A 23,355-nucleotide genomic window follows, 5' to 3' on the forward strand; every position below is an offset into this window, starting at 1 on the left:
TTTGGCGATGGGTTCAAGTTTAGGGGCTGTTGACGTTTCGCTTATGGCAGCGCTGAAAAGTCAACAGAGCCTAGGGCAATGCTGCCAAGAGGTCGGCTGGTAGGTCGATCAGGCGCTTCCTTACAAGTGCCGAAACAGACTAGGATCTAATCCAGCTTTTTGAATTCGATAGGCTAGCTTAGCTCTCGTTACGCCTAGTTCTCTGGCGGCCTTAGACACGTTGCCATCTGTTTTATAAAGTGCATTTGACAAAATTTCTGCTTCACTTCTCCTGTGATATTTAGCGCTCTTCTGCGTATCGTCAATCTTACCCCGGCCAAATAGATCAGGCCCACTTGTGCCAGCCTCCAGCTCTCCTGTGGGATCAATATTGAGGCCTGAAGGGGGATTGAGTTTTGTGGCAAAGCCAACGTCGTCAAACATATGAAACACATTGAGCGGCTCAGAATCTAGCGCGTTAATCACGCCACGTTCTATTAAATTCTGAAGCTCGCGAATATTTCCAGGATAACTATAGTCTAAAAGTGCTTCACTAGCCTTTCGGGTGAGTCCTGGAATATTTTTTTTATAAACGTTTGAGTAGCGGTATAAAAAATGTTCGATCAATAAGGGGATATCATCCTGGCGTTCTCTAAGAGGGGGAAGGCGAATAGGAAAAACATTTAAGCGGTAATAAAGATCCTCTCTGAATAGTCCATTCTGCACTTCCTTGAAAAGATCTTTATTTGAGGCGGCAACAACCCTGACGTTAACTTGAATAGGGTGTGCACCACCGACTCTTTCTATCTCACCATTCTGCAGGGTGCGAAGAAGCTTACCTTGTGCCTCATAACTTAATGATGGAATTTCATCAAGAAATAGTGTGCCCCCATTGGCTCGTTCGAACCGACCCGGTCGACTTTTTTCTGCACCTGTAAACGCACCTTTTTCTACGCCAAACAGCTCTGCCTCAACCAATGTGTCAGGGATTGCAGCACAGTTAAGGGCGACAAAGGGGCCGTTTGCCAAGTTGCTTTTGCGGTGAAGCTCGTTAGCAAACAAGTCTTTCCCAACACCTGATTCTCCATTGAACAGTACCGTGGCTGGCGTTGGCGCGACTCTTTCGATCTTCTGCAAAGCAATACTGACTGCTGCTGAAATACCCACGATCTTTTGGGTATCTATTTTCTCATGGATAGAGGCAGGAGATGATGCTGTCGTCACGCCAGTGGTTTGTCGAGACGACTTACGCGCTTCAGGCGCAAGGTATTCTCCTGGAGTGAGCCAGCTAAGGTCATGGGTACTGCCTATTTCTTGATTTGTCATCTCACCTACGATTCGACAGAAAGAGCCGCCGCAGCCAGCACACTCCAACTCACGATATATCACTCGCTTACCGTAGAAAGCACTGGCGTAGCCGCTGGCATAACCTAGCTGCATCCAGCAAACCGGTTCACGTGATAGGCCGTACGCATTTATATGTTCGGCGGCTTCGATTGAACCATGCCAAAGGAACTCGGCATTGAAAATACCGTTCGGGATGTCGTGGTCGCGTCGTACCGTTTCGACTTTAACCATCCCCATGACCGCATGTAACCGCTCTCCCGCGGTCAACGCACCAGCTTCATCGTTTAGTGGCCAATGTTTTCGTACAAAAGCTGCGTCGGCAGATCCAGCTGAAAAACCTACGCGCATCAGCAAGCTGCATGCTCTAGAAAAGCCTAGTGATTCAATGATTTCTCTGCGCAACACACCAAATGCATTAGCCCCAAGTAGCACCATGCGGCGATCATCGAACCAAATTTTTCCATCGTTAGGGGTAAGGCGCAGCCTCTCTGTCAAATCACGTAAAGTGGGTGGGTCTCCATCATCAAGGCCTATCTTACAAGAACTCGCTTGATTGGGTTGCGTTGTCATTTTCGAAAGCATCATTTTTTTTGTCATGTCTTTCTCATTTTTTTATTAAAAATATTAAATTAATTAAATACTGGCGAGTCTTGTTCAATCCTTCAGTTGTACTTTAGTCGTGTCTAGTCTCTTAACTTCCTTTGAATAATAAGAATTTTACTTGATTTTTTATACTAAGGTCTAGGTTTTGAGTAGTTGGCATAGCAATTGCTGAATAGTTCTCTGTAATACATCGTTTCCATAAATAAAGTGAGAACAATAATGGCTAATGCACCCGCTAGTAATGCTTATCGTATCGTAGAAGTTCCTGAACCAATGAAGGCAATGCAAGACCGATTTGGGCGTGAGGGAAGCTATGTAGGGCTCTCTGAGGTAGAAAGCCCATGGGTTCCTTTTGGTGATAATGCAGCTATACGGCATCTGGCCTTTGATGTAAGAAATAATGTTTATTGCAATATTTTATGGATTAAAAGCCCTGGTGTGATTGGTACCCATAAGCACCGAGGAATGGTATGGGCTGTAGGAATGGAGGGATCTTTCCGATATTTGGAATACGACTGGGTTTGCGGGCCTGGAGAGTTTATAACGGAAATGCCCGGACAGGCTCACACGTTAGTGACCGACGATGCTAATGGAATGAAAGCTCTATTTTGGATGCAGGGAGCTAACGAGTTCTTCGATGAGAAGGGGGAGTGGGCAGAAACGCTGGATGTTTTCTGGTTCATCAATCACTACGTCACTTACTGTGAAGAACACAATATCCCCATCAATGAGCAGTTATTTCTATGAGGTGGGGTATGCGTGTATTAGAGCAATTCAGCGTAGAAGGGCGTTCAGCCCTGATCACGGGGGGAGCCTCAGGTTTAGGACTTGCCTATGCCGAAGCGTTGGCAGAAAACGGCGCTAACGTGACACTAGCGGATATAAACATCGACGCAGCCGAATGTGAGGCACAAAGGCTCCGTGACGAAGGCTGCAAGGTTCATGCTGTCCAGCTAGATGTCGCTGATCGAATGCAGACCAGTCGAGCCTTCGAAGAACATGTCCGCCAGTTTGGCAACTTGGATATTGTTTTTGCTAATGCGGGGATCGATCCTGGGGCAGGGTTTTGGAACTCTTCAGGAGGGCGAAATAGAGATGGTCAGATTGACGTTTTAGATCCAGCCCGCTGGGATAGAACAATTTCTATTAATCTGACGGGGGTCTTTAATACTCTGCGAGTGGCAGCTAAATACATGAAGCCACGGCGTCGAGGATCAATTGTTGTCACGTCCTCCAATGCTGCCTTTATTACAGAGCCTGTGGTCGGGCTTGCTTACATGCCTGCAAAAGCGGGAGTGTCCCATTTAGTACGTCAAGTTGCCTTAGAGTTGGCAGAGTTCCGGATCCGGGTCAACACTATCGCGCCCGGCGGTTTCGTAACCAACATTGGTGGTGGCTGGTTGAAAGACGAAGCAGTTCGCCAGGCCTGGAACGCCAAGGTACCTCTAGGGGAAATCGCTGATCCTGAACAGATCAAGGCACTGGCGCTATACCTAGCCTCTGACGCCTCTTCCTATATGACCGGTGCTCAATTGGTTATTGACGGAGGCACTTCTCTTGGGAGGGTGGGCTGATGCGTGCTGCCGTCTTTCAGGGGTTACACCAGCCTTTAGATGTTTGCGAACTTCCAGACCCTACACCAGGAGACGATGAGGTTGTCATCCAGGTGAAACGATGTGGAATTTGTGGCTCCGATCTCCATATGACTGAGGATCCCATTTTCGGCATTTGTCCTGGCGATGTGCTGGGTCACGAATATGCAGGCGAGATAGTCGCTTTAGGTCGAAAAGTCAGTGATGTATCTATAGGAGATCTTGTATCCGTTATACCTTTCCGAAGTTGCGGTTATTGCGCTGCATGCCGTTCTGGGAATCCTGCTTGGTGTCTAGATATGGCGTTGGAGGGAGGGGGATATGGTGAATATGTCGTCACCGCTGCGCGCCAGTGCGTACCTCTTCCTCTCAATGCAAGCATGGACGACGGTGCAATTGTAGAGCCTTTAGCCGTTGCTCTCCATGGTCTCCAGCTATCCGGTATGAAACCTGGTGACCGTGTCCTCATCCTTGGTGCTGGGCCTATCGGGTTAGCTGTCGCTTTTTGGGCGCGCCGCTTTGGCGCTCAGACGGTTGTCATGCAGGATATTACCCGATACCAAGAACAACGTGCCTATGACATGGGGGCGACCGGTTTTGTTTGTGATCCGTATCAACCCATTAAAGCTGCAGAGCGGTCACTTGGAGGTTCAGCAGACATAGTATTCGAGTGTGCGGGCGTTCCTGGTCTCATTGCGCAAGCCATTGAGCAGGTTCGCACGCACGGTACGATTCTGCTTCTTGGTTTATGCACTAAGCCTGACAGCTTTATACCCTTTAGTGCTTTATCAAAGGAAATACGCCTTCAAACTGCCGTTTTCTTCTCACGACGTGAATACGAAAGTGCGTTGGATATTCTCGATTCTGGCGTTGTAGAGCCTCGCCATTTAATCACCGAGACCGTGCCACTTAACAATGTGCCAACCGCATTTGAAGCGTTAAAAAAGCGCACCCATCAATGCAAGGTGTTAATAAGCCATGACTAACAATAATACAGCTACCCTGCCTAACACGCCCAATAACACTCGTTATCAAATCCTTTTAGTTACTCTATTGAGCCTTAACTTTGGCATTGTATTTTTTGACAGGAATGCACTTAACTTCCTGATGCCATTTGTTCAGCCAGAGTTGGCCTTGACAAACCTACAGATAGGCCTAACAGCCTCTGCGTTATCAGTCACCTGGGCAATATCTGGTTTAATATTTGGTGCAATGTCTGATCGAAGTGGCCGAAGAAAGATATTTTTGATCATGGCGACGATTGTGTTCTCTCTCTGCTCTTTTTTATCAGGTCTTGCCACCTCATTCTTATTGCTTCTCGGTGCTAGATTGCTTATGGGTGTTGCAGAAGGCCCTATCCTGCCTATATCGCAATCAGTAACGGCAATAGAAGTTACTCCTGAAAGGCGGGGCATTGCTATGGGGGTCATGCAGAACTTCGGGTCAAATTTATTGGGTTCTTTTGCTGCGCCGGTTGTCCTTGTGGCTGTTGCTTCTGCTTTTGGCTGGCGAGAGGCGTTTTTCCTTGCAGGGCTTCCAGGTCTTCTAGCCGCTGGACTCCTCTGGTGGTTAATGCGTGAACCGACAGCATCTTCAGTACCTATCGCAACGGGTGTGAATCAGTCCTGTCAGCGCCCAAGTCTCAAAGAGGTCTTCGCTCATCGAAATATGCTGCTATGTTCGCTTATTGCGGTGTTATTGATTGGATACTTAGTAACTTGCTGGTCTTTCATGCCAATTTACCTAACCAGTGTACGTGGTTATTCTGCTGAAACCATGGGGTGGCTGATGGGAACTTTAGGCATCTCGGCAGCGGTCGGAAGCTTCGTCGTCAGCGGTATCTCTGACAAAATTGGTCGTAAGCCAGTAATGGTAATTACCCCATTTATGGGGCTCATCCTCACCTTAAGCGCCATGTATTTTGATGGCTCGGCTATTATTCTGGCAGTGTTGTTTTTCTTTGGTTGGGCATTGAACGGCATCTTTCCGCTTTTTATGGCCACCGTTCCCTCTGAAACCGTCGATTCGCGCCATATTGCAACAGCCCTGGGTTTTGTAATGGGTATTGGTGAGATATTGGGAGGTGGGGTTCTACCGGCGCTAGCAGGCGCTGCGGCAGATAGTGTTGGCCAATCCGCACCGTTGTGGTTAATGAGCGCTATTTGTGTGATTGCTGGAGTCCTGGCTTTGGGGCTCAAAGAGACCGCGCCAGCAGTTCTGGTTAAGCGTGCTCAGGCGCCTGATGTTTCGGCATCTTTCAGCAGTTAGTCGCTAAATACCGATAATCACACAAGAAGCTCAGCTTTCGGGCCAAATGTGTCGGGTATAAAGCGAATAGCGAGCTATTTAACGAAAGTGATCAAATTAAGTTGGCCGACAGGCCAGAATTTTTCACTGAGTGGCCGCCTTAAACGATGTTTGGCTAATCTCCGCTCGCTGGCTTCTAAGGTACAGTCAGCGAGCCGCACAGCCGTCCAAATTAACTAGCCACTTTGGCTAATAATTTAAGTTTTTTGAGTAGCATATAGCCCGCAAGGACTTTTCTGCCTGCCGCCATTGCTCCACCTGGGTGGCGCATCAGCTTGAATGCGGCAAAGCCGCCAATGGCGTAAAGCGGCAGCTTGAAGCTTTGCCAGTTTCTATCCAGTGGTGAGGCGGCTTGCTGTAAAAATTCGCTATCGACCAAAATATCCACGCGCTGCTGCTCTAGCTCGGCTAACAAAAGCGCTTTGCGTTCAGCGCGGCTGAGCGGTTTGGTTGGTGGCTTAGCGGTGTCTGCGGATGGTTTCATCACTTGGCTCCTCAAGCAGTGCTCGATCAGCAGCAAGCTGTTTGAGTGTTTCTTTTAACAGAGAGTGTTGCTTGGACTGGCGAATCGCAATAACCGCGAGTAGCAAACTGGCGCCGATCAGCACACCTGCACTGATGGCAATGGCGGTTAAGCGATAGGTATCCCAGAATATAACCACTACCAGTGCCGTCAAAGTGGCAATACCCAACAAGAGCAGCAGTAAGCTAGCTCCTGCCAGAAGAAGTAGAACCAGTAAGCGAGCACGCTCCTCTTCTAACTCAAACACCGCCAAACGCAGGCGGGTTTCGCTATTCGCAATCAGCGATTTCAGCAAGCGTTTGGCGGCAGAGAAGACGCGTTGGGTGGGGCCCAAAGCCATTAGCGACGACCGAGCAGCATACCCACAACCATACCTACTGCGGCACCAATGCCAATACTTGTCCAGGGGTTTTCATGGACGTAGCGATCACACGCATCGGCCTGATGAGTCAGCGAGTCGCGGGTTTCGTCATAAATACGCTCGCCACGAGCTTCAAGACGTGCACGAGTGTCTTTCAAACGACGTTCGGCGCGAGTACGTAGATCGTTCATCTCTCCGCTGGCATCTTTAGCGGTCGCATTGACCAGCTCTTCAACGGTTTCACTCAAGTGGCGCAGATCATCTTTGAGTTGATCGGCTTGAGTAGAGTAGGTGGGTTGACGTTTAGCCATGGAGTCTTCCTTTGACGAGTGAATGATTGGGCTACTAACTATTAGTTACTGTATTTTTGCTGCTGACTACAAGCATAGCAGTCAGCTAGTAACAGACAAGCAAATGCGTCTATCGGTTCAGCCCTGTCGCACTAAATAAGGGATTTAAACTAAACCCAAGGCTCAAGCGGTGCACGCGATGATCATAATCGATCATGCTTTCACCATATCCGTAGTAGTACTGTACATGCGCTCGCAAGCTGTTGAAAGCGGGCCAGCTGTAATCAATCTGGGTGCCGATATTGCCAGCGCTGGGATTGCCGCGTAACTGACCGCTCACTTCATGGTTATTATTGAGACGCTTGGCGAGGCGAATATCGCCGTATCCCATGTAGCGTTCGATATCCGGGTTGTCGTCATCCTCTGAGGATTCCGGTACCCGCCAGTGGGGTGCCAGGGTGAACGCCCAGTCGCCGCGCTGGAAGGTGCTTTCAAGGTATACCCGGTTCCAACTGCGCGAGAGAGGATCTGAGCGACCATTAGACTGGTGATTGAGAGATACTCGGTTGCGGGTATTCACCCAGCCAAGCGCTTCCCAGGCATTGTCAAAGTCGATAAACACTTCCGGCTCGTAGTTGGTTTCCCTAAAGGGTGATGAGGCGTCGGTATTATAAGCCTGCCACCAACTGCGCTGGGTGTAGCCAAAGTAGACGTCGCCGTAGTTACCGAATACCTGTTCAGCCAGATTAACCTTGGCACTGAACTGGAATTTTAACTCCACGCGATCTGCGGGGGTGCCGTTAGCCACCGTGCGGAAACTTTCACGATTTTGGTTAGCATTGTAACTAACAGGGAACAGATAGTTGGTGCGGTGGGTGGTGATTGAAAACGGATTCCGGGTTGATTCCTGCTCAAGTTCACGGCGATCGCTTAAATCTTCCCTTGCAGCCTCTTCAGGCAACTGTTCAAACGGTATGTCTAGCGCGGCGTCTTCGGGATTTTCTATCTGCTGCAACTGTTGATGCAGATCATACAGTTCAGCATTGAGGGCACGGATACGCGCCTCAATCTCTTGCTGAGACTCGGCAACGGCATTCACACTAAACGTAGCAAGGCTCAGCAGAACAATAAGTTTCGTCAACGGCAATTTTCGGGTGACCATCAAGGTGACTCGCAAAATGAAGGAATAAGTAAACGCCAAGCTTGTTTCTATCACGCCGCCTGTGGAAGTCAACACCTCTGATTGCGCTGACCATCAGAACGCCTGACAATAACCTCATTCTCCGTCTCTGCGGAGCATTTGATGTCAGCGAGGCTCTAAGTAACGTGTTGATACGTAACGTGGTGAAATGCGCCTGTAAGTGGAGTATAACCTGTTTGTTGCTGCTGCTTGTCATGAGCAGTGTCGCTATTAATCCAGCCTACGCTGCGCTTCAGACCAATATGCTGGAGCGGGTGCCCGAGCAGGCTGAATTGGCATCAAGGCTTGCTCAGTTAGAAGCCCTTGAAGAACCCTTGACCGCCCAGCAGGCCAACGATAAAGAGGCCCTGGAAGCGGCCCTCGAAGCTTATGAGCGGCTGGCTTCTGTTGACGAGCGTCTTGCCGCGCTAGATACCCGGGTAGAACAAGCCCCTGAAATGTTAGCACGCCTGCAGCGCGAGTTGAGCGAAGCGGAAGAAGCTTCGCAGCAGCTAACGGTTGCCGACTTGAGCGACCGCCCCCTCGACGAGCTGGAAACGTTGCAAACTAACGCCGTGGTCGAGCTGCAGCAGTTGCAAAGCCAATTGGCGGAAGTGAACTCGCAACTGTTAGCCGCTCAAACACTCCCTGAGCGGGCCCAGCAATCCATTGCGGAAACCCTTCAGCGCGCGGAAAGTTTACGCCGACAGCACGATGAGCGCGAGGCTTTGCTGGCGGATCGTCAACTTTCTGCCCTTAGCGATGCGCAACTGATCCAATTACGCCTTGAACGGGCGCTGGCCGAACGCGAAGTAAGCTTTTATCAGCGCGAGCTAAGCGCTAACAGCCGCCTGCGCGAATTAGCTCAGGAGCGGCGCGATGTGCTGATGCTGCAGGTCGATTATCAAGAGCAGCAGCTAACGATGTTACAAGGGGTGATTGATCGGCAGCGTCGGTTGGCCTCTGAACAAGCCATTGCCGACGCTGCCAGGGATAACCCGCTGATCGCCGCGGGACATCCGGTGGTGGTGCAAGCGCAGCAAACCAACCAGACCCTAAGCCTGGAGCTGCTACGGGCAACCGACCGTGCTAATACTGTTGTGCGTGACAATATTGAAGCCCAGCGGCAGTTGGAGAACGTGCGTCAGCTACAGCGTAGCCTTAATGAGCAAATCGAGGCTATTCGCGGCAGTCAACTGCTGTCGCGAATTCTGCGCGAACAGCGCAAGTCGCTGCCTCCGTTGTCTGCGCCCCGGGATTTGCAGGACGAAATTGCCGACCTGCGCTTAAAGCAGTTTGATTTAGTCCGCCAGCGCGATCAGCTACGCCAAAGCGAACAGTATGCTGCTACGCGGCTGTCCGAGGAGGGCATAGAGGCGACGCCGGGACTGATCGATTCCCTTTCGCAGCTTTATCAATCCCGCCGTGAGCTGGTCGAGCAGTTGGAACAGTCTTACGGCAGCTTATTAAGTGCGGCGATTGAGCTTCAGCTCAACCAGCAGCAGCTGGTCACAACGACCAGTGAGCTGCGTAAAACCATTGATGAGCAGCTGTTTTGGGTTGCTAATAGTCGCCCTTTAGATATCAATTGGCTGCGTCAATTGCCCCGCAACCTCCAGCTGGAGTGGCAGGAAGGGGAGTGGCGAGCCATTTTACCCACTCGCTGGACAGGGCTCTCTTGGGAGGTGCTCAGAGGGGCGCCCCTGATGGTATTAAGCCTAGTATTAATCGGGTCACGACGCCAGATTAAAGCCCGATTGGACAAACTGCACTCGCAGATTGGTCGGTTAAAAAGCGATACCCAGCTGCATACCCCCAAAGCGGTGCTGCTGAATGCGCTGCTAGCGCTCTCCGGCCCGCTGGCCTTGGCCGGGGTTGGGGTTGGGCTCTTGGGGGCAACTGGGCCATTGGCTAATAGCGTTGCCCCTGCGCTGCTTCAGTTGGCGTTAAGTTGGGCGGTGGTCGCCTGGGGCCGCAGGCTATTGGTCGCCGATGGCGTGGCCGAGCGCCACTTTACCTGGTCTGCGCACTACAACGCTCGGTTACGCCAGCTGTTAGGTGGGTTAGGCATTGCCTTGGTGCCTGTCATAGCCATTGCGGCGATGTCTGGAGAGATGGAAACCCCGCTGGCACTGCGTCCCGTTGCGTTGGGGTTGCTGTCGCTTGGGTTGTTGGCGATGAGCTGGTGGCTGGCGCAGTTGATACTGGCGCATATCCCTATTTTTGGCGTGCGCCTGTTTCGCTTGCTGTTGGGGCTTGCGATGGCCTCGGTGCCGCTGTTGCTGTTGGGATTGGTAGTTTGGGGCTACGAATACACCGCGTTGCACCTAGTGGGGCGATTCGCGATCACGCTTTACTTGCTGGGGTTATGGGTTGTGGTGGAGGCGACCTTGGTAAGAAGCCTTGCGGTGGCTGCAAGGCGGCTTGCCTATCGCCGTGCTCTGGCGCGCCGTCGTGCTCAGGTGCAGGAAGGGGCGGAAGGTGGTCTCGAAGTCGTGGAAGAGCCGCCGCTGGATATGGAGCAGATCAATAGCCAGTCGCTGCGGCTTTCCAAGTTGATTGTCTTGATCGGCTTCAGTGCGCTGCTTTATTTGGTCTGGTCAGACTTGCTCTCGGTGCTCGGCTATTTGGACAATGTGTCATTGTGGGAGGCGCAAGAAGGGGATCTGGTCGATAACGCTCTATCGATATCCGACGTCTTTGCTGCACTGCTGATTGTCGCTATTACCTTTATCATGGCAGGCAATCTACCCGGCCTGTTAGAAGTGATGGTGCTATCCCGGCTGTCATTGAAACAGGGCAGCGCCTATGCCATTAGCTCGCTGCTCTCCTACACCATTGTGGGTACGGGGGTTGTCATGGGGCTGTCGACCCTGGGCGTTTCCTGGGACAAGCTGCAGTGGCTGGTGGCCGCCTTGAGTGTGGGGTTGGGGTTTGGCTTGCAGGAAATTTTTGCCAACTTTATATCGGGCTTGATCATCCTGTTTGAGCGCCCGATTAGGATTGGCGATACGATTACCCTGGGAAATTTGCACGGCACCGTCAGCCGTATCCGTATCCGTGCGACCACTGTCACCGATTTCGACCGTAAAGAGATTATTATCCCCAATAAAACCTTTGTGACTGACCAACTGATCAACTGGTCATTGTCGGATAATATCACCCGTGTTGTGCTCACCTACGGTGTGGCCCACGGCTCCGATATGGCCAAGGTGCACCAGCTATTACGTAAGGTGGCGGACGAAAACCCCCGCGTGCTAACCGACCCAGAGCCTCAGGTTTTCTGTTTAAGCTATGGACAGCACAGCCTCAATTTTGAACTGCGTATTTTCGTCAATGATCTGCTCGACCGGCTGTTTGCTGCCGATGAAATCAACTGCCGTATAGATGCGCTGTTTCGCGAAGCGGGTATACGCGTGGCGTTTGAGCAGATGGATGTGTGGCTACACCCTGAGCAAGGCGAGGAGGTTAAAGTGCAGTCGGCGAATCAGTTGCCCCCTGCGTCTACGTAATGCACTTTAAGCTCTCTTTTTTAAGGCTCTTTTACTGCATGCAGGAGAAATTCTCGGTTGCCGTCGCCACCGGTGATCGGGCTCTCCTGCCAATGTTGAATGGTAAGTCCGCAGGCGTCGCAACTGCGACGAATGTTGGCCTCCACTTCTGCAAAGCGTTTAGCGTCGCGTACCACGCCACGTTTATCCAGGGCGCCAGGGCTTAGCTCAAACTGCGGTTTCACCAGCGAAATCAACTGACCGCCCGCTGGCAGCAGGGCAGCAATCTCGGGCAGAATCAGCGTTTGCGATATAAACGACACATCCATGATGGCGCTATCAATGGGGAAAGCAGCAAGCGCGCTATTGAGGGCTTCGCTACTACTCATTGAGCGCGCATTTATCCCCTCTAGACAGGTGACGCGTGGGTCGCTGCGCAACTCAGGTGCAAGCTGTCCGTGGCCAACCTCTACACCAATCACATGGTGGGCGCCAAAGTGCAGCGCACAGTCGCTGAAGCCGCCGGTTGATTGACCAATGTCGAGCACGACAGCGTCATCAAAACGCAGCTCAAGCGCTGTGAGCACCGCCTCTAATTTCAACCCTGCTCGGGACACATAGCGCTCTTCGGGATCGTCCTCTACTTCAAACCGGGTATCGTCGGGCCATTTTTCGGATGCTTTGGTTAACGGCTTACCGTTCTCGGCAAGCCGTATCCGCCCGTGCCGAATAAGCCTTTGGGCGCGGGTACGCGAGTTGGCCAGCCCCTGGATGACCAACAATTGATCGAGTCGCATCATAGTGATTGAAAGTGTCGCTAAGCGTACTTGTTACCCTTCGTCGCGAGGCGTTTCGGGTAGCGGTGAATGGGGGAGGGTTGAGTTGGAGCCTTGATCCGCCTGTAGCTCGGTAGGTGGAAGGCGCGAGGCTCCCCAGCTCCGATGCAGGAAGTGTCTGACATTTTCCACTTCTTCGCTGGTGACGTCGGCGATGTCAACGCGCTCCAGGGGATCATAGTGGTAAATATACAGCCGCGATGCAAAGCGCTCAAAAGGCAGCGAGGCTTCGCCAAAACGTTCACCATTGCCCGATGTACTCACAATGACGCCATCGCCCCAATCCTGCCCGCTATCATTGTTGGGATTATAGAAGTAAATCCGCATAACATCAGAGGGGTCGAGAGAGGCCCGCAAAATAGTAATCGCGTGCCAGCCGATAAAACGCGCCGCGCTATCGGTGACCGCAATGCCCGCTGGCTGAGGGTGAATCAGCGGCTGGTTGCCATTGTAATAAGGGTGATAGTAAGCGAAGAAGTGGCGTATAAAGTCGTCCACATCGCTTAGTTGACCTGTGGCAACGTCGACATTGATGCGAAAGCCGCGGCCAGACCACCAGCCGTGAAATTCAGGATTCACCCAGCGGTGAGGGTCACCTTCACGGCCAATGCAGCGCCGGCCCATTTCGGCATAAATTCGATCCAAGTGCGGCACGACAATCAGCGAAACCGGGTCGAGATCGATGGGTAACTGGGTCGCCACACCTGAGAGACTCGCCATTGATGAAATGGCTTGTCCTTCAAAATGCATAATGATTTCGTCATCCCGGGCCGCCCAGGCCACCATCTGCAGCAGGTAATCTGGGTCGTTATAGGCCCACATGGAGAGCGCCCGTGCCGACTGGCAGGTAGGGTTGTTGCCCTGACCAACGCCTAGCGGTAATCCCAGCATGCAGAGCACGCCCTCAATCAAGCGTGCCCGGGGAGAAACAGTGTCGCCATAGGCCATGGAGAGTCGCGACTGTGCCCACTCTGATAGCGGTAGATTAAGCTGACGCCACATTGCCGGTGCTACCGGCGGCTGATAGAGAATGCCGCGTTCAAGCATCAGCGCCAGGCCGTAAACCGCTTGAGCGGTAGCAGGGTAAACGCCGCCACGAATTAGCGCTTGAACAAGCTCGCGGTAGCAGAGCAGGCAGTCGCGGCCGGTAGATGAAAGGCCCAGTGCTTCGGAGAGTAAGTGATCCCCCTCTTCGAGTAGATGACGCAGTAATACGGCGTGATATGGCGATACCAGGCCGGTGTCGTGCATCGCCCGGGCGAAACCGGTGGATTCAGCCTGCAAAGCAGCCTGATCCATACGTTCTAACCGATCACGGTAAACGTCGACCCCAGGGTCTTCACGACAGGCTTGAGTTGGGCCATAAAGCGAACTCACCAGGCGGTCGGCGCCCTGGCCGCTGGCGCCAAGATCAATTTCCGGGTTGGCCTGACACAGCGCAATTTGGGTGATCATCTGTTTGATCGAATCAACCTGAATAGGGCGCTGTTTTAAAATGCGCCAAATCTCATCGATCAGGCGATCAACAATGTGCTCGTAGCCGATGCGCTCGGCTAAATGCTGGAAAAGCTGGCGGGGAATAGTGGCCAGGCGCCCCTGGGTTTCCCGCTCCGCTTCGCTAGGCGGTAAAAACAGTAGCCACAAATTGATCGCCATTACCTGAGTCAGGTAATGGTGAGCATGCTCTGCGGACACCAGTGGATGCTCAAAATTGCCTTTAGCCACAGCTAGGAGCCGAAGCTCGCTTAGCGCCTCAATGACGACAACATTGGCATCCGCGCTTTTCAGCGAGAAGGTTGTCAGGGTCGGCACCAAATATTGGGGTGTTTCCCAATCGGAGCCCAAAAATACACCGGAGTCCTCAAACGCTTGCGCGCGGGTCTCCAGTGCTGCACAACCGCCGTCCTGAAGCAGTACTCGACGCGCAGTGTCCATCACACGCGGCAGCTTGGCGGGTTTTGAGAAGGCGGGCGCCTGGGTAAGCAGGCGAACGGCGTCATCAAATTTGCTCAACAATCCATTGAGCTTGCTATCTTCTTGAGAAGACGTCACTTGATCTGTCTCCACGGTGACTCCTTATCCCAGCGTTAGCGGGGATTATACATAGAAGTCGAGGTCTTCTTGGCGTTTTAGCAGATCGCGAATCGTATGCGCATCCTCGCCTTTGAAGTAGACCAGACCCCAATGGGTACCAAACGCGGTGCGTTTAGTAACGGTTTCTTCTACTGGTGAGGTTAGCTCATGAGACTCGAAGTAGGGGTGATCTTCGGTCTCTTCGGGAATTTCCAAGCGGCTGACCACACGACGGCGGGGGTAAACGCCAAAGCAACCGGCAAAGCCATCGGCATCGACCACTTCTTTCGGAAAAAACGTGGCCACTTCTTCTTTCGTGGTTTTCGGGTCGAACACCAGCATGGAAGCCTGGTAAGCATTGAAGCCGTAAACACGCTCTAGCAGCTCGAATACCTTGAAGCCGGGCGGACGGTAAGCTACTTCGCCAAAGTACATCTCACCATCGCTGGTGACAAAGTATTCCGGATGGATCAAGCCAAACTCAATGTCGAACGCTTTAATTAACTTCTCGATCTGTTGGGTGATCTGCTCGCGGTAAATCTCAAGTTCAGGCGATGCGGGCACAAACACTGAGTAACCCAGCGTCACGTACTCTGAGATGTTCAAGAAAGCGATTTTGCCATCGTGAACCCATGCTTCAACGGCAAATTCCCAGCCATCCAGGTGCGATTCCATCAGTACCGGGAACTCTTCTTCCGGGATGGTATCGACTTCATCTGGGGTACGAATAACGCGATGACCAAGACAGCCTGCTTTATCAAACGCTTTAAGGTGAATCGGGTCGTTGGGGTCGCCGTCCAGCTTAAGCAGTGTCTGGTTAACGCGCTTTAGGAAGCGCACGACATCTTCTTTATCGTGGGCTTCTTCAAAGATACCCACGCGGATGCCGCCAAGTTGGGCGCGACGCTTCATCAACGCTTTATCGCGTAGCAGCAACGACTGACCGTAAAGGCGCGGGTTATCCAGTAGCACAGAGTTGATGGCCCCGGCCCACTCAACGGTCTCTTCGTAGAGTGGAATGGCGACATCGACGCCTTTCTCTTTAAGCGTCTCGGCAATTTCCATCGAGCGGTCATTGAGTCGCTCGAAATTCCAAGGCACGTAGGGAATGTCGTGTTTTTGGCAATACTCTTCCGCCCAATCAGGTGCAACGACAATGTAGCGACGGTCAAAATTTTCGGCCGCTTCAATCGCATTGAGGCTCCAGCCTAACAGAGCGATATAGCCCTTATTTGGATCCTTCTGCATGTTGATGACTCCTACTTGGTGAAAAAATATTATTGCTAAACCACGCTAGCTACCATACATGAGAGGCGCATGCCCGGCTAATGAGCGCTTTGTCCGTCGTATTAACGCTAAGCTTGCTAAGGGTTAAGCCTAAAGGCGCGGCGATGGGAATATGGTAAGCTAGGCGGTTCAACTTTTAATGTACGAATGGCAAGAGGATTAGGCCAAGATGGCGGCCAAGCCGATCTACCGTGTGGTGGTCCACCAGCAGGGTGAAATTTGGGATTTATACGTCCGAGAAATCTTTCAAAGCGAACTCTGGGGCTTTATTGAAGTCGAGGAGTTTGTCTTTGACGATGCTTCACGGGTAGTGGTTGACCCTGCAACTGAAAAATTGCAACGAACCTTCGATGGCGTCAAGCGTAGCTACCTACCGTTAAATGCGATTGTGCGCATTGATGAAGTAGAGCGCGAAGGACCATTGAAAGCGGTCAAAACCGATACTCGGGTAGCGGAGTTCCCCCGTCCCTTTCCGTTGCCCCCGCGCGGAGAAGGGTAAGCGTATGAGACAAGCGCACCGCTAAGTTAGGCGATAAGCGCTGTTGGCTTCGTCCGCCTTGCAGCGTTTTTAATCAGGACATGATGTCATGCTAGTAAATAGAACTCGTTATCGAAATTACGCCGCTGCGGCTGGCATTTTACTCAGTGTTACCAGCCTCAATGCCACTGCCCAATCTGCTAACCAAGCCTGGGTGACCGATGAACTGAGCACCTATGTGCGCAGCGGCCCAACTGATGGTTACCGCATTATTGGCACGCTCAACGCAGGCGAGCAGGTAGAGGTGCTGGAAACCAGCGGTGACTACACCCGAGTGCGCAACAGTGATGGCAACGCGGTCTGGGTGTTGAGCAATGAGCTTCAAGAAACACCCAGTGCGGTTGAACAGCTACCTGCGTTAGAAGCCCAGGTAGAGGAACTCACCGCCGAGCTTGAGGGTATCAATGAAACCTGGGAACAGCGTACGGCCTCAATGACTGAGACTCTTGAGTTGCGCGAGCGTCGCATTGCCGAGCTTGAGGCCAGCAACCAAGAGCTGGATGCGCAAGCGGAGCAGTCCCGCCGGCAAGTTAGGGCGCTCCAAGCGCGGCTGGAAACCCAGGAAGAAGACCTGCTGATGCGTTACTTCATGTATGGCGGCGGTGTGGCTGGCGCAGGTTTGTTGGTGGGACTGATTGTGCCGCACCTACCGCGGCGGCGTAAAAAGCGTGACCGCTGGTTTTAACGGCGCGATAAGCCTCCTCTTCGCTAGTGCAATCGACTTCACGGTGGCCAAATAATGAGCGATCAATGGCGCAAGCGCTGGCAAGAAGGGCGTATAGGCTTTCACCTGCAGCAGGCACACCCGGCGTTGCTGCGTCATTGGGCGTCGCTCGGCGTTGCTAAAGGCACCAAGGTATTGGTGCCGCTGTGCGGTAAAAGCCTTGATATGCGCTGGTTGGCAGACGAGGGTTATCCCGTTCTGGGAATTGAGTTTGCCCCGGAAGCCATTGAGCAGTTTTTGGCTCAGCGCAGCACATCGGTATCCCGCTACCGTCAGGCAGATTTTACGATTTCCCGCCAAGGCAGCGTGGAGCTATGGTGCGGGGACTTTTTTCACCTGCATATCCAGCAAGCCGCCGAGATCGGGGCATTTTATGATCGCGCCTCGCTGATAGCGTTGCCACCTGCAACAAGGCAGCGCTATGCGTTTCACCTTGCTCAGTTGGTGCCGCCTGGTGCCAAGGGGTTGCTGATTAGTTTGTCGCATCCTGAGGGCAGTGCTGGGCCGCCTTATAGCGTGCCCAACAGCGAAATCGAAAGCCTGTTCACCCCCAACTTCACGCTGACGTTTCTGGAACAGGGTAGCCCTGATGAGCGTGGCCGAACGGAAAGCGTATGGGCACTTGAACGACGCGGGCCGCGGCTCTAGGAGTAAAGAGGCGCAGCCCGAGTCAGAGGTGTTTCTATAAAGGGTAATCTTAGCGTGCGAGTAAATTGGCCAGTTCTGGATCGCTAAAGGCGCGGTTCATGCCATCGCTAAGTAGGTCGCTAAGCATCCGTGCGTTGCTGTCGGCATCGGGCTTAAGGGCGTAGCCCTGGGTACGGCGCGAGGTGTAGGTGCCCGTATAGGTAGTGCCCTTGTTTTTAGCAATAGCGCGGAAAACGCCTTCAAGACGTGCTTCATCTACCAGTGGCTGGCCGCTGTCGCCACGGGCGTAGTGCAGGCTGGCAAGTTCCAGGGTTAAGCTTGGGCGGCCTTCGGCCTGCTCGGTGGTGGGGCTAAAGCCCATATCGCGTACCGCGCGCTCAGCTTCTTCTTGGAGACGGGGAATTAACTCGTGGCTGCTCACGGTAATATGCGCCGTCGACATACCACCACCTGCTCGATTGCCAATAATGTCGCTCTCGCGTCCGTCCTGGGCAATCACAGTCACCTGCTGGCCTGAGCCAACTTGCGGCACCTGGACACTGCGTTCAGGGCTGAGCTGTAAGTATTGGGGGCTTGCGCAACCAGCAAGCCATGCACTGGCAAGCAGGACACCCGAAATCCGTAAAAAGTGACGCCGAAGCATGATCTTCCTCCGCTATGGCTAAAACGCCAGTATAACGCGGGTAGCGCGTTGGCGGTATGTTCTGGCGATGTGGCTTTACTCAATCACTTCCGATGTCTCACTGTATATTGCCTTTGCACTCCGTTGTGAATGAGAAAGCAGTGAAACAAGCTAGGCTTTGTACGAAAACTGCCTGCGCTCGACAATACCGCGTTAAAAATCGCCTCGAAATGCTCATTTACACCCCGTAATCTCCGCTTTCTCGTTGATTTTTGCCTTGTCTAGTCTTTGCTCGCCGACTTTTCGTACAAACCCTAGCTCGTTAGGCTGTTTTTTTGAGAATCGGGACTCACGATTAGCCAAACGGAAAGTAAAACGATCAAAGAGCCAAGTAAGAATCCGCTGGAAATCGTTTCATCAAGGATTAAAAAGCCCCATAACACAGCGAAGGGTGGCACCAAGAATGTAACGGTGAGTGACCGTAACGGCCCAATGTCGGCAATCAATCTAAAATAAAGGATATAAGCGAGGGAGGTGCATAAAAAGCCGACTGCGAACAGGCTGATCCACACATCACCTTGAAGCCAGTCGATACTGGGGCCAGATGAAATATTCCAAAGCAAAAAAGGGCTGAGAAAAGCGGTAGCGCCTATTTGACTGCCAAACGCAACCAGCGTTGAATCCAGGCCACCCTGTTGGGTTATCCACTTGCGGGTAAGAAAGCCAGCAAAGCCGTAACCAATAGTGGCTATCATGCAGGCAGCCACGCCAATATAGATGTTGCCAACGATACTTGAGTCACCCACAGTGGTGATAACAGTGATGCCAACAATTCCTAGCGTTACGCCCAGCCATTTTTTTATAGTTAAACTCTCGCTAAAGATAAAAAAGCCAATCATGGCACCTGTTAAAGGCGTTGTCGCATTTAGAATCGCTGAATAGCCAGTAGGTAGTAGTGTTGCTGCTATGCTGTACATAAGAAATGGGATGCCTGAATTTATAGCACCCAAAATCAAAATTTTGCCTAGTTTGCCTCTGAACGCCAGGCTTTTACGTATGATAACGATGATAAAAGCCAAACCAATGAGGCCAAAAAAGACTCTAAAAAATGCTGTGTTGATTGGACCTATCGCCGGTGAGGCGATTCTCATAAAAAGGAAGCTTGCTCCCCAGATAGCGGCTAGCGACAGCAGTCGTATATAATCTATTGCTCTCATTTTATGTCCCTTTTCAAGATTTTCTCTTAGCCTCAAGCCGCTAAGTGATGGTTGGTTTTTTTAAGTTTTTTATCTGGAGTGGTCAGGGTGTTTCTTGGTTTTTTACTCCATGGCAATGCAGTATTGGCTTTTGATAGCATCGAAAAAACCCGTTTCTTGCTCTTGTTACGTGTTTTTAAACCGGAATGTGAAGGCTTATGGTTTGAGGCGTCGGGGTTGGCTTCGTGCCACGGGGCGGCTGGCGCCGCTTTCCGCGGCTTCGGGCATTAGAGGGGTGAAAATGGATCTGTTTGAAAACGACGATATGAAGTTGATTAATCTGCTTCCAAGGGATGGTGAGGTTTACTACCACGGTAAAGTCTTGGATACAGTTACCGCCGATATGTATCTGGATAAGTGCCTAAGGGAATTAACCTGGGAGCATGATCGTGCGTTTATTTACGGCAAAGAGATCGTTACAAAGAGGAAAATAGCCTGGTATGCGGATAAGCCGGTTTCCTATACATACTCAGGATATGCAAAGATGGCGTTAGTATGGCCTGATTTTTTACGAGAGATTAAGCAGGTGGTGGAGAGCCACTGCGGGGAGATGTTTAATTCGTGTCTGGGTAATTTTTATAGCTCAGGCGATGAAGGCATGAGCTGGCACAGTGACGCCGAAAAAGACCTTGTTGAGAGTGGATCAATCGGGGCGTTGAGCCTAGGCGGCGCAAGGAAATTCTCGTTTAAACATAAGCCAACGGGGGAGAGCGTGTCGCTTAATCTAGAGCACGGCAGTCTGTTAATTATGAAAGGCACCACACAGAAAAATTGGCTACATAGCCTGCCTAAAACCAAGAAAGATGTTGAGCCACGGGTGAGCCTGACCTTTAGGCAAATGCGTTTTTGAGCTAATGCGATGAAACGTCAACGCTAGCTGCTCCATTTAGGGCAGCTAGCGCTTCCGCAGCTTTATGCCACGCGGCTTTGCTCCGTCGCTTTCGACTCAGCTTTGGGAAAGCGTCGCCAGTGGCGGGGGTGGGCGAATAAGCGTTGCCCGCGGCGTAGCGCCAAGTGCTCAAAGTCAGTATGGCGCACGGTAGCCAGCCAAGGCTGGGCGAGCCAATCCGCCTCTAGCTCCACGCGCACTTCCGCGCCCACCGGTGAGATCGCCGTGATAGTGACCGGTAGATGGCTCTCAGAGGTGGGTTGCTCGGTTAGCCGCACTTCATGGGGGCGTAGCAGTAGCTCTTCATGGCCATCGGGTAGATCCACGTGCCAATAGGCGTCGCCACAGGTGAGTACGCCGTTGGTCACTTTGCCTTCCAGATGGTTTACATCGCCTAAAAACTCAAACACAAAGCGGTTTTTGGGCTCCCGGTAGAGCTCATCGGGAGTATCAATTTGCTCAATACGGCCGTTGCTCATGACTACGACGCGGTCGGAAAGCTCCAGCGCCTCTTCCTGGTCGTGGGTGACAAAGACGCTGGTGAAATTGAACTCGTCATGCAGGTGGCGCAGCCAGCGGCGTAACTCTTGGCGCACTTTGGCATCAAGTGCGCCAAAAGGCTCGTCCAACAGCAGTACTTCCGGTTCCACTGCCAAGGCGCGGGCTAGCGATACTCGCTGCTGCTGGCCGCCGGAAAGCTGAGCAGGGTAGCGGTTGGCGAGGTGCTCCAGCTTGACCATTTCAAGTAGCCTAAACACCCGGGCGCGAATCTCACCGCTGCTGGGGCGGCGTTTACGCGACAACACGGTCAGGCCAAAGGCCACGTTGTCGTAGACGCTCATATGGCGAAACAGCGCGTAGTGCTGGAAAACAAAGCCAATTCGCCGGTCGCGCACATGTACATTGGTCACGTCGCGGTCGCCAAACAAAATCTTGCTGGGTTGTGCGGTGCGGTCGGCATTTTCCAAGCCGGCAATAATCCGCAGCAGCGTCGTTTTGCCCGAGCCCGAAGGGCCAAGCAGGCCGACCAGCTCGCCTTCGTGAATATCCAGGTTGATCGGCTCTAACGCCTGGGTAGTGCCGAAGTGCTTAGCGATGTTATGTAAATGAATGCTCATGCAAATGCCTCCCGGCGCGCTGCGCGCCATTCCAGCCCGGCCTTGGCGGCGAGCGTCAGTAGGGCAATAAAGGCGAGTAGGGCCGCGCAGGCAAACGCCCCCACGGCGTTATAATCCTGATACAGCTGCTCAAGGTGCAGGGGTAGCGTATTGGTTTTACCGCGAATCGCCCCGGAAACCACCGAGACAGCGCCAAACTCCCCCACTGCTCGGGCGTTGGTAAGGATAACGCCGTACAGCAGTGCCCAGCGAATGTTGGGCAGCGTAACGCGACGGAAGGTCGTCCAGCCAGAAGCGCCAAGCGTCACGGCTGCTTCTTCTTCACGGGAGCCTTGGGCCTGCATCAACGGGATCAGTTCCCTGGCCACAAAGGGGCAGGTAACGAAAATAGTCACCATGAGGATGCCCGGCCAAGAAAACATCAGCTGAATATCATGGCCGTCCAGCCAAGTGCCGATCCAGCCGTTGCGGCCATACAGCAGCAGGTAAATCAGACCCGCGACAACGGGAGAGACCGCAAAGGGGATATCGATCAACGTTTGCAAAATGCGCCGCCCAGGAAAGCTGAAGCGCGTGACCAGCCACGCCAGGGCAACGCCAAATACCAGGCACACGGGAATGGTTAGTAGCGCAATCATCAGCGTCAGACCAATCGCGTGCAGGGTGAAGGTGTTACTGACATTCGACCAGAAAACCATAACGCCCTGGGAGAATGCCTGAGCAAAAATGGCCACCAGCGGCAGCAGTAAAAACAGTGCTGATAGCACCAGGGCGGCACTTATCAGCAGGCGCCGGATAAGCGGCGCATCACCAATTCGACGCATTACCCCTTACCTCCATGCAGACGGCGCACAAAGCGGCCCTGCCAAATATTAATGGCCAGTAGCAGCGCCAGCGAGACAAACAGCACCACTGAAGCAATCGCCGAGGCCCCCGCATAGTCATACTCTTGCAGCTTGACGAAAATCATCAGCGCGGTGATTTCTGTTTCGTAAGGCATATTACCGGCGATAAAAATGATCGCTCCGAACTCGCCTAGCGAACGAACAAACGCCAGCCCCGTGCCGGTCACCAAGGCAGGCCAGATATGCGGCAAGATCACGCGGCGAAAGGCCACGCCGTCGGTAGCACCCAATGACATAGCGGCTTCATCGACTTCCACTGGCATATCTTCCAGCACCGGCTGCACCGTGCGCACCACAAACGGGATGCTGGTAAAGGCCATGGCCAGGGCGATGCCCACCCAGGTATAAGCGACTTGAAACCCTAGCGGCTCCAGCAATCCACCCATCCAGCCGCTACTGGCATAAAGGGTTGCCAACGTAATGCCTGCCACTGCGGTGGGTAGCGCGAAGGGGAGGTCCATTAAGGCATCGAGTAAGCGCTTGCCAGGGAACTCGTAGCGAACTAACACCCACGCCAGCAATAAGCCAAATATGGCGTTGATAATCGCTGCAACGGCTGCCGCGCCAATGGTGACCATATAGCTGGCAACCACGCGTCCTTCGGTGATGATCGCCCAGTATTGGGCAAAACTAAGCTCCGCTAACTGACCGAACAGGCCCGTAATAGGGAGTAGTAGCACCAGCGAGATAAACAGTACGCTGATACCCATAGAAAGGCCAAAACCCGGCAGCACTCGGGTGCTGCCGGTTCGCCAGGAGGCAAGTTGACTCATAGTTCAGGCTGGC

22 protein-coding genes are annotated in these 23,355 nt (G+C 52.6%); 9 read left to right on the top strand and 13 right to left on the bottom strand.

The features are described 5' to 3' along the window. Window positions 1-120: 120 nt before the first annotated feature. Window positions 121-1,923: a sigma-54-dependent Fis family transcriptional regulator gene (locus tag E0L35_RS13290; RefSeq protein WP_138800515.1), complete on the bottom strand. Its 1,803-nt coding sequence runs from the start codon at window positions 1,921-1,923 to the stop codon at window positions 121-123. Between the two features lie 225 nt (window positions 1,924-2,148). On the opposite strand from E0L35_RS13290, the gene E0L35_RS13295 reads away from it, so the two are divergent. The 4 genes from E0L35_RS13295 to E0L35_RS13310 are packed head-to-tail and all read left to right on the top strand — an operon-like array spanning window position 2,149 to window position 5,789. Next, window positions 2,149-2,676 carry a 2,4'-dihydroxyacetophenone dioxygenase family protein gene (locus tag E0L35_RS13295; RefSeq protein ID WP_022522783.1) on the top strand — a complete coding sequence of 176 codons (528 nt, stop codon included), beginning with the start codon at window positions 2,149-2,151 and terminating at the stop codon, window positions 2,674-2,676. An 8-nt stretch (window positions 2,677-2,684) separates the two neighbouring features. Further along, entirely contained in the window at window positions 2,685-3,503 is an 819-nt protein-coding gene (locus E0L35_RS13300; RefSeq protein ID WP_138800516.1) for an SDR family NAD(P)-dependent oxidoreductase, read from the top strand. Next, window positions 3,503-4,507, top strand: a complete 1,005-nt coding sequence (locus E0L35_RS13305; protein ID WP_138800517.1) for an alcohol dehydrogenase catalytic domain-containing protein — start codon at window positions 3,503-3,505, stop codon at window positions 4,505-4,507. Before E0L35_RS13300 ends, E0L35_RS13305 begins: the two co-directional genes overlap by 1 nt. Beyond that, window positions 4,500-5,789, top strand: coding sequence for an MFS transporter (locus tag E0L35_RS13310; protein ID WP_022522786.1), 1,290 nt, complete (start codon window positions 4,500-4,502; stop codon window positions 5,787-5,789). The genes E0L35_RS13305 and E0L35_RS13310 overlap by 8 nt, the downstream gene beginning before the upstream one ends. A 211-nt stretch (window positions 5,790-6,000) precedes the next feature. Here E0L35_RS13310 and E0L35_RS13315 read toward each other — a convergent pair whose 3' ends face one another. From E0L35_RS13315 to E0L35_RS13330, 4 genes are all read right to left on the bottom strand, one after another. Then, a complete protein-coding gene (locus E0L35_RS13315) occupies window positions 6,001-6,312 on the bottom strand; it encodes a YqjK family protein (protein WP_022522787.1) in 312 nt (103 codons plus the stop codon). After that, complete coding sequence (locus E0L35_RS13320) at window positions 6,287-6,691, bottom strand: phage holin family protein (protein WP_022522788.1); 405 nt, start codon at window positions 6,689-6,691, stop codon at window positions 6,287-6,289. The genes E0L35_RS13315 and E0L35_RS13320 overlap by 26 nt, the downstream gene beginning before the upstream one ends. Next, the gene (locus E0L35_RS13325; protein WP_022522789.1) at window positions 6,691-7,023 is read right to left on the bottom strand and encodes a DUF883 family protein; all 333 of its coding nucleotides are present in this window, start codon (window positions 7,021-7,023) and stop codon (window positions 6,691-6,693) included. The genes E0L35_RS13320 and E0L35_RS13325 overlap by 1 nt, the downstream gene beginning before the upstream one ends. A gap of 109 nt (window positions 7,024-7,132) precedes the next feature. Then, complete coding sequence (locus E0L35_RS13330) at window positions 7,133-8,164, bottom strand: phospholipase A (protein ID WP_022522790.1); 1,032 nt, start codon at window positions 8,162-8,164, stop codon at window positions 7,133-7,135. A gap of 221 nt (window positions 8,165-8,385) precedes the next feature. On the opposite strand from E0L35_RS13330, the gene mscK reads away from it, so the two are divergent. Continuing rightward, a complete protein-coding gene (mscK, locus tag E0L35_RS13335; RefSeq protein WP_283241539.1) occupies window positions 8,386-11,694 on the top strand; it encodes a mechanosensitive channel MscK in 3,309 nt (1,102 codons plus the stop codon). 20 nt (window positions 11,695-11,714) lie between these two features. Here mscK and E0L35_RS13340 read toward each other — a convergent pair whose 3' ends face one another. From E0L35_RS13340 to E0L35_RS13350, 3 genes are read right to left on the bottom strand one after another with little or no spacing between them, the layout of a single operon-like run. Continuing rightward, on the bottom strand, window positions 11,715-12,473 hold the full coding sequence (locus E0L35_RS13340) for a TlyA family RNA methyltransferase (protein ID WP_022522792.1): 759 nt from the start codon (window positions 12,471-12,473) through the stop codon (window positions 11,715-11,717). A 30-nt stretch (window positions 12,474-12,503) separates the two neighbouring features. Further along, complete coding sequence (locus E0L35_RS13345; RefSeq protein WP_022522793.1) at window positions 12,504-14,576, bottom strand: hypothetical protein; 2,073 nt, start codon at window positions 14,574-14,576, stop codon at window positions 12,504-12,506. A 30-nt stretch (window positions 14,577-14,606) separates the two neighbouring features. After that, on the bottom strand, window positions 14,607-15,830 hold the full coding sequence (locus tag E0L35_RS13350) for a hypothetical protein (RefSeq protein WP_009287975.1): 1,224 nt from the start codon (window positions 15,828-15,830) through the stop codon (window positions 14,607-14,609). A 208-nt stretch (window positions 15,831-16,038) separates the two neighbouring features. Here E0L35_RS13350 and E0L35_RS13355 point away from each other — a divergent pair, with 208 nt between their 5' ends. From E0L35_RS13355 to E0L35_RS13365, 3 genes are all read left to right on the top strand, one after another. Then, the gene (locus E0L35_RS13355) at window positions 16,039-16,368 is read left to right on the top strand and encodes a DUF1820 family protein (protein ID WP_022522794.1); all 330 of its coding nucleotides are present in this window, start codon (window positions 16,039-16,041) and stop codon (window positions 16,366-16,368) included. Window positions 16,369-16,456: 88 nt separating this feature from the next. After that, entirely contained in the window at window positions 16,457-17,092 is a 636-nt protein-coding gene (locus E0L35_RS13360; RefSeq protein WP_138800518.1) for a TIGR04211 family SH3 domain-containing protein, read from the top strand. Between the two features lie 54 nt (window positions 17,093-17,146). Further along, window positions 17,147-17,779 carry a thiopurine S-methyltransferase gene (locus E0L35_RS13365; protein ID WP_022522795.1) on the top strand — a complete coding sequence of 211 codons (633 nt, stop codon included), beginning with the start codon at window positions 17,147-17,149 and terminating at the stop codon, window positions 17,777-17,779. A gap of 49 nt (window positions 17,780-17,828) precedes the next feature. Here E0L35_RS13365 and E0L35_RS13370 read toward each other — a convergent pair whose 3' ends face one another. Continuing rightward, a complete protein-coding gene (locus E0L35_RS13370) occupies window positions 17,829-18,422 on the bottom strand; it encodes a YajG family lipoprotein (protein ID WP_138800519.1) in 594 nt (197 codons plus the stop codon). 293 nt (window positions 18,423-18,715) lie between these two features. Beyond that, window positions 18,716-19,618: a DMT family transporter gene (locus E0L35_RS13375; RefSeq protein ID WP_022522798.1), complete on the bottom strand. Its 903-nt coding sequence runs from the start codon at window positions 19,616-19,618 to the stop codon at window positions 18,716-18,718. A 280-nt stretch (window positions 19,619-19,898) separates the two neighbouring features. Between E0L35_RS13375 and E0L35_RS13380 the strand changes: the two genes are divergently transcribed. Beyond that, window positions 19,899-20,507 (top strand): alpha-ketoglutarate-dependent dioxygenase AlkB, encoded by a 609-nt coding sequence (locus E0L35_RS13380; RefSeq protein ID WP_138800520.1) that lies wholly within the window; start codon window positions 19,899-19,901, stop codon window positions 20,505-20,507. Window positions 20,508-20,569: 62 nt separating this feature from the next. Here the strand turns inward: E0L35_RS13380 and E0L35_RS13385 are convergent, their stop codons facing one another. From E0L35_RS13385 to cysT, 3 genes are read right to left on the bottom strand one after another with little or no spacing between them, the layout of a single operon-like run. Beyond that, complete coding sequence (locus E0L35_RS13385) at window positions 20,570-21,664, bottom strand: TOBE-like domain-containing protein (RefSeq protein WP_138800521.1); 1,095 nt, start codon at window positions 21,662-21,664, stop codon at window positions 20,570-20,572. Beyond that, the gene (gene cysW / locus E0L35_RS13390; RefSeq protein WP_022522802.1) at window positions 21,661-22,488 is read right to left on the bottom strand and encodes a sulfate ABC transporter permease subunit CysW; all 828 of its coding nucleotides are present in this window, start codon (window positions 22,486-22,488) and stop codon (window positions 21,661-21,663) included. Before cysW ends, E0L35_RS13385 begins: the two co-directional genes overlap by 4 nt. Further along, window positions 22,488-23,342 carry a sulfate ABC transporter permease subunit CysT gene (gene cysT, locus E0L35_RS13395; protein WP_027958424.1) on the bottom strand — a complete coding sequence of 285 codons (855 nt, stop codon included), beginning with the start codon at window positions 23,340-23,342 and terminating at the stop codon, window positions 22,488-22,490. Before cysT ends, cysW begins: the two co-directional genes overlap by 1 nt. Between the last annotated feature and the right edge of the window lie 13 nt (window positions 23,343-23,355).

The organism is Halomonas sp. ATBC28, assembly GCF_005937175.1.
Lineage (GTDB): Bacteria > Pseudomonadota > Gammaproteobacteria > Pseudomonadales > Halomonadaceae > Vreelandella > Vreelandella titanicae.

What these genes read in the sequence shown, in the direction of transcription:
- E0L35_RS13290 (WP_138800515.1), bottom strand. Translation starts at nt 1,923, where the DNA reads ATGACAAAAAAAATGATGCTTTCGAAAATGACAACGCAACCCAATCAA.
- E0L35_RS13295 (WP_022522783.1), top strand. Translation starts at nt 2,149, where the DNA reads ATGGCTAATGCACCCGCTAGTAATGCTTATCGTATCGTAGAAGTTCCT.
- E0L35_RS13300 (WP_138800516.1), top strand. Translation starts at nt 2,685, where the DNA reads ATGCGTGTATTAGAGCAATTCAGCGTAGAAGGGCGTTCAGCCCTGATC.
- E0L35_RS13305 (WP_138800517.1), top strand. Translation starts at nt 3,503, where the DNA reads ATGCGTGCTGCCGTCTTTCAGGGGTTACACCAGCCTTTAGATGTTTGC.
- E0L35_RS13310 (WP_022522786.1), top strand. Translation starts at nt 4,500, where the DNA reads ATGACTAACAATAATACAGCTACCCTGCCTAACACGCCCAATAACACT.
- E0L35_RS13315 (WP_022522787.1), bottom strand. Translation starts at nt 6,312, where the DNA reads ATGAAACCATCCGCAGACACCGCTAAGCCACCAACCAAACCGCTCAGC.
- E0L35_RS13320 (WP_022522788.1), bottom strand. Translation starts at nt 6,691, where the DNA reads ATGGCTTTGGGCCCCACCCAACGCGTCTTCTCTGCCGCCAAACGCTTG.
- E0L35_RS13325 (WP_022522789.1), bottom strand. Translation starts at nt 7,023, where the DNA reads ATGGCTAAACGTCAACCCACCTACTCTACTCAAGCCGATCAACTCAAA.
- E0L35_RS13330 (WP_022522790.1), bottom strand. Translation starts at nt 8,164, where the DNA reads ATGGTCACCCGAAAATTGCCGTTGACGAAACTTATTGTTCTGCTGAGC.
- E0L35_RS13340 (WP_022522792.1), bottom strand. Translation starts at nt 12,473, where the DNA reads ATGATGCGACTCGATCAATTGTTGGTCATCCAGGGGCTGGCCAACTCG.
- E0L35_RS13350 (WP_009287975.1), bottom strand. Translation starts at nt 15,830, where the DNA reads ATGCAGAAGGATCCAAATAAGGGCTATATCGCTCTGTTAGGCTGGAGC.
- E0L35_RS13355 (WP_022522794.1), top strand. Translation starts at nt 16,039, where the DNA reads ATGGCGGCCAAGCCGATCTACCGTGTGGTGGTCCACCAGCAGGGTGAA.
- E0L35_RS13360 (WP_138800518.1), top strand. Translation starts at nt 16,457, where the DNA reads ATGCTAGTAAATAGAACTCGTTATCGAAATTACGCCGCTGCGGCTGGC.
- E0L35_RS13365 (WP_022522795.1), top strand. Translation starts at nt 17,147, where the DNA reads ATGAGCGATCAATGGCGCAAGCGCTGGCAAGAAGGGCGTATAGGCTTT.
- E0L35_RS13370 (WP_138800519.1), bottom strand. Translation starts at nt 18,422, where the DNA reads ATGCTTCGGCGTCACTTTTTACGGATTTCGGGTGTCCTGCTTGCCAGT.
- E0L35_RS13375 (WP_022522798.1), bottom strand. Translation starts at nt 19,618, where the DNA reads ATGAGAGCAATAGATTATATACGACTGCTGTCGCTAGCCGCTATCTGG.
- E0L35_RS13380 (WP_138800520.1), top strand. Translation starts at nt 19,899, where the DNA reads ATGGATCTGTTTGAAAACGACGATATGAAGTTGATTAATCTGCTTCCA.
- E0L35_RS13385 (WP_138800521.1), bottom strand. Translation starts at nt 21,664, where the DNA reads ATGAGCATTCATTTACATAACATCGCTAAGCACTTCGGCACTACCCAG.
- cysW (WP_022522802.1), bottom strand. Translation starts at nt 22,488, where the DNA reads ATGCGTCGAATTGGTGATGCGCCGCTTATCCGGCGCCTGCTGATAAGT.
- cysT (WP_027958424.1), bottom strand. Translation starts at nt 23,342, where the DNA reads ATGAGTCAACTTGCCTCCTGGCGAACCGGCAGCACCCGAGTGCTGCCG.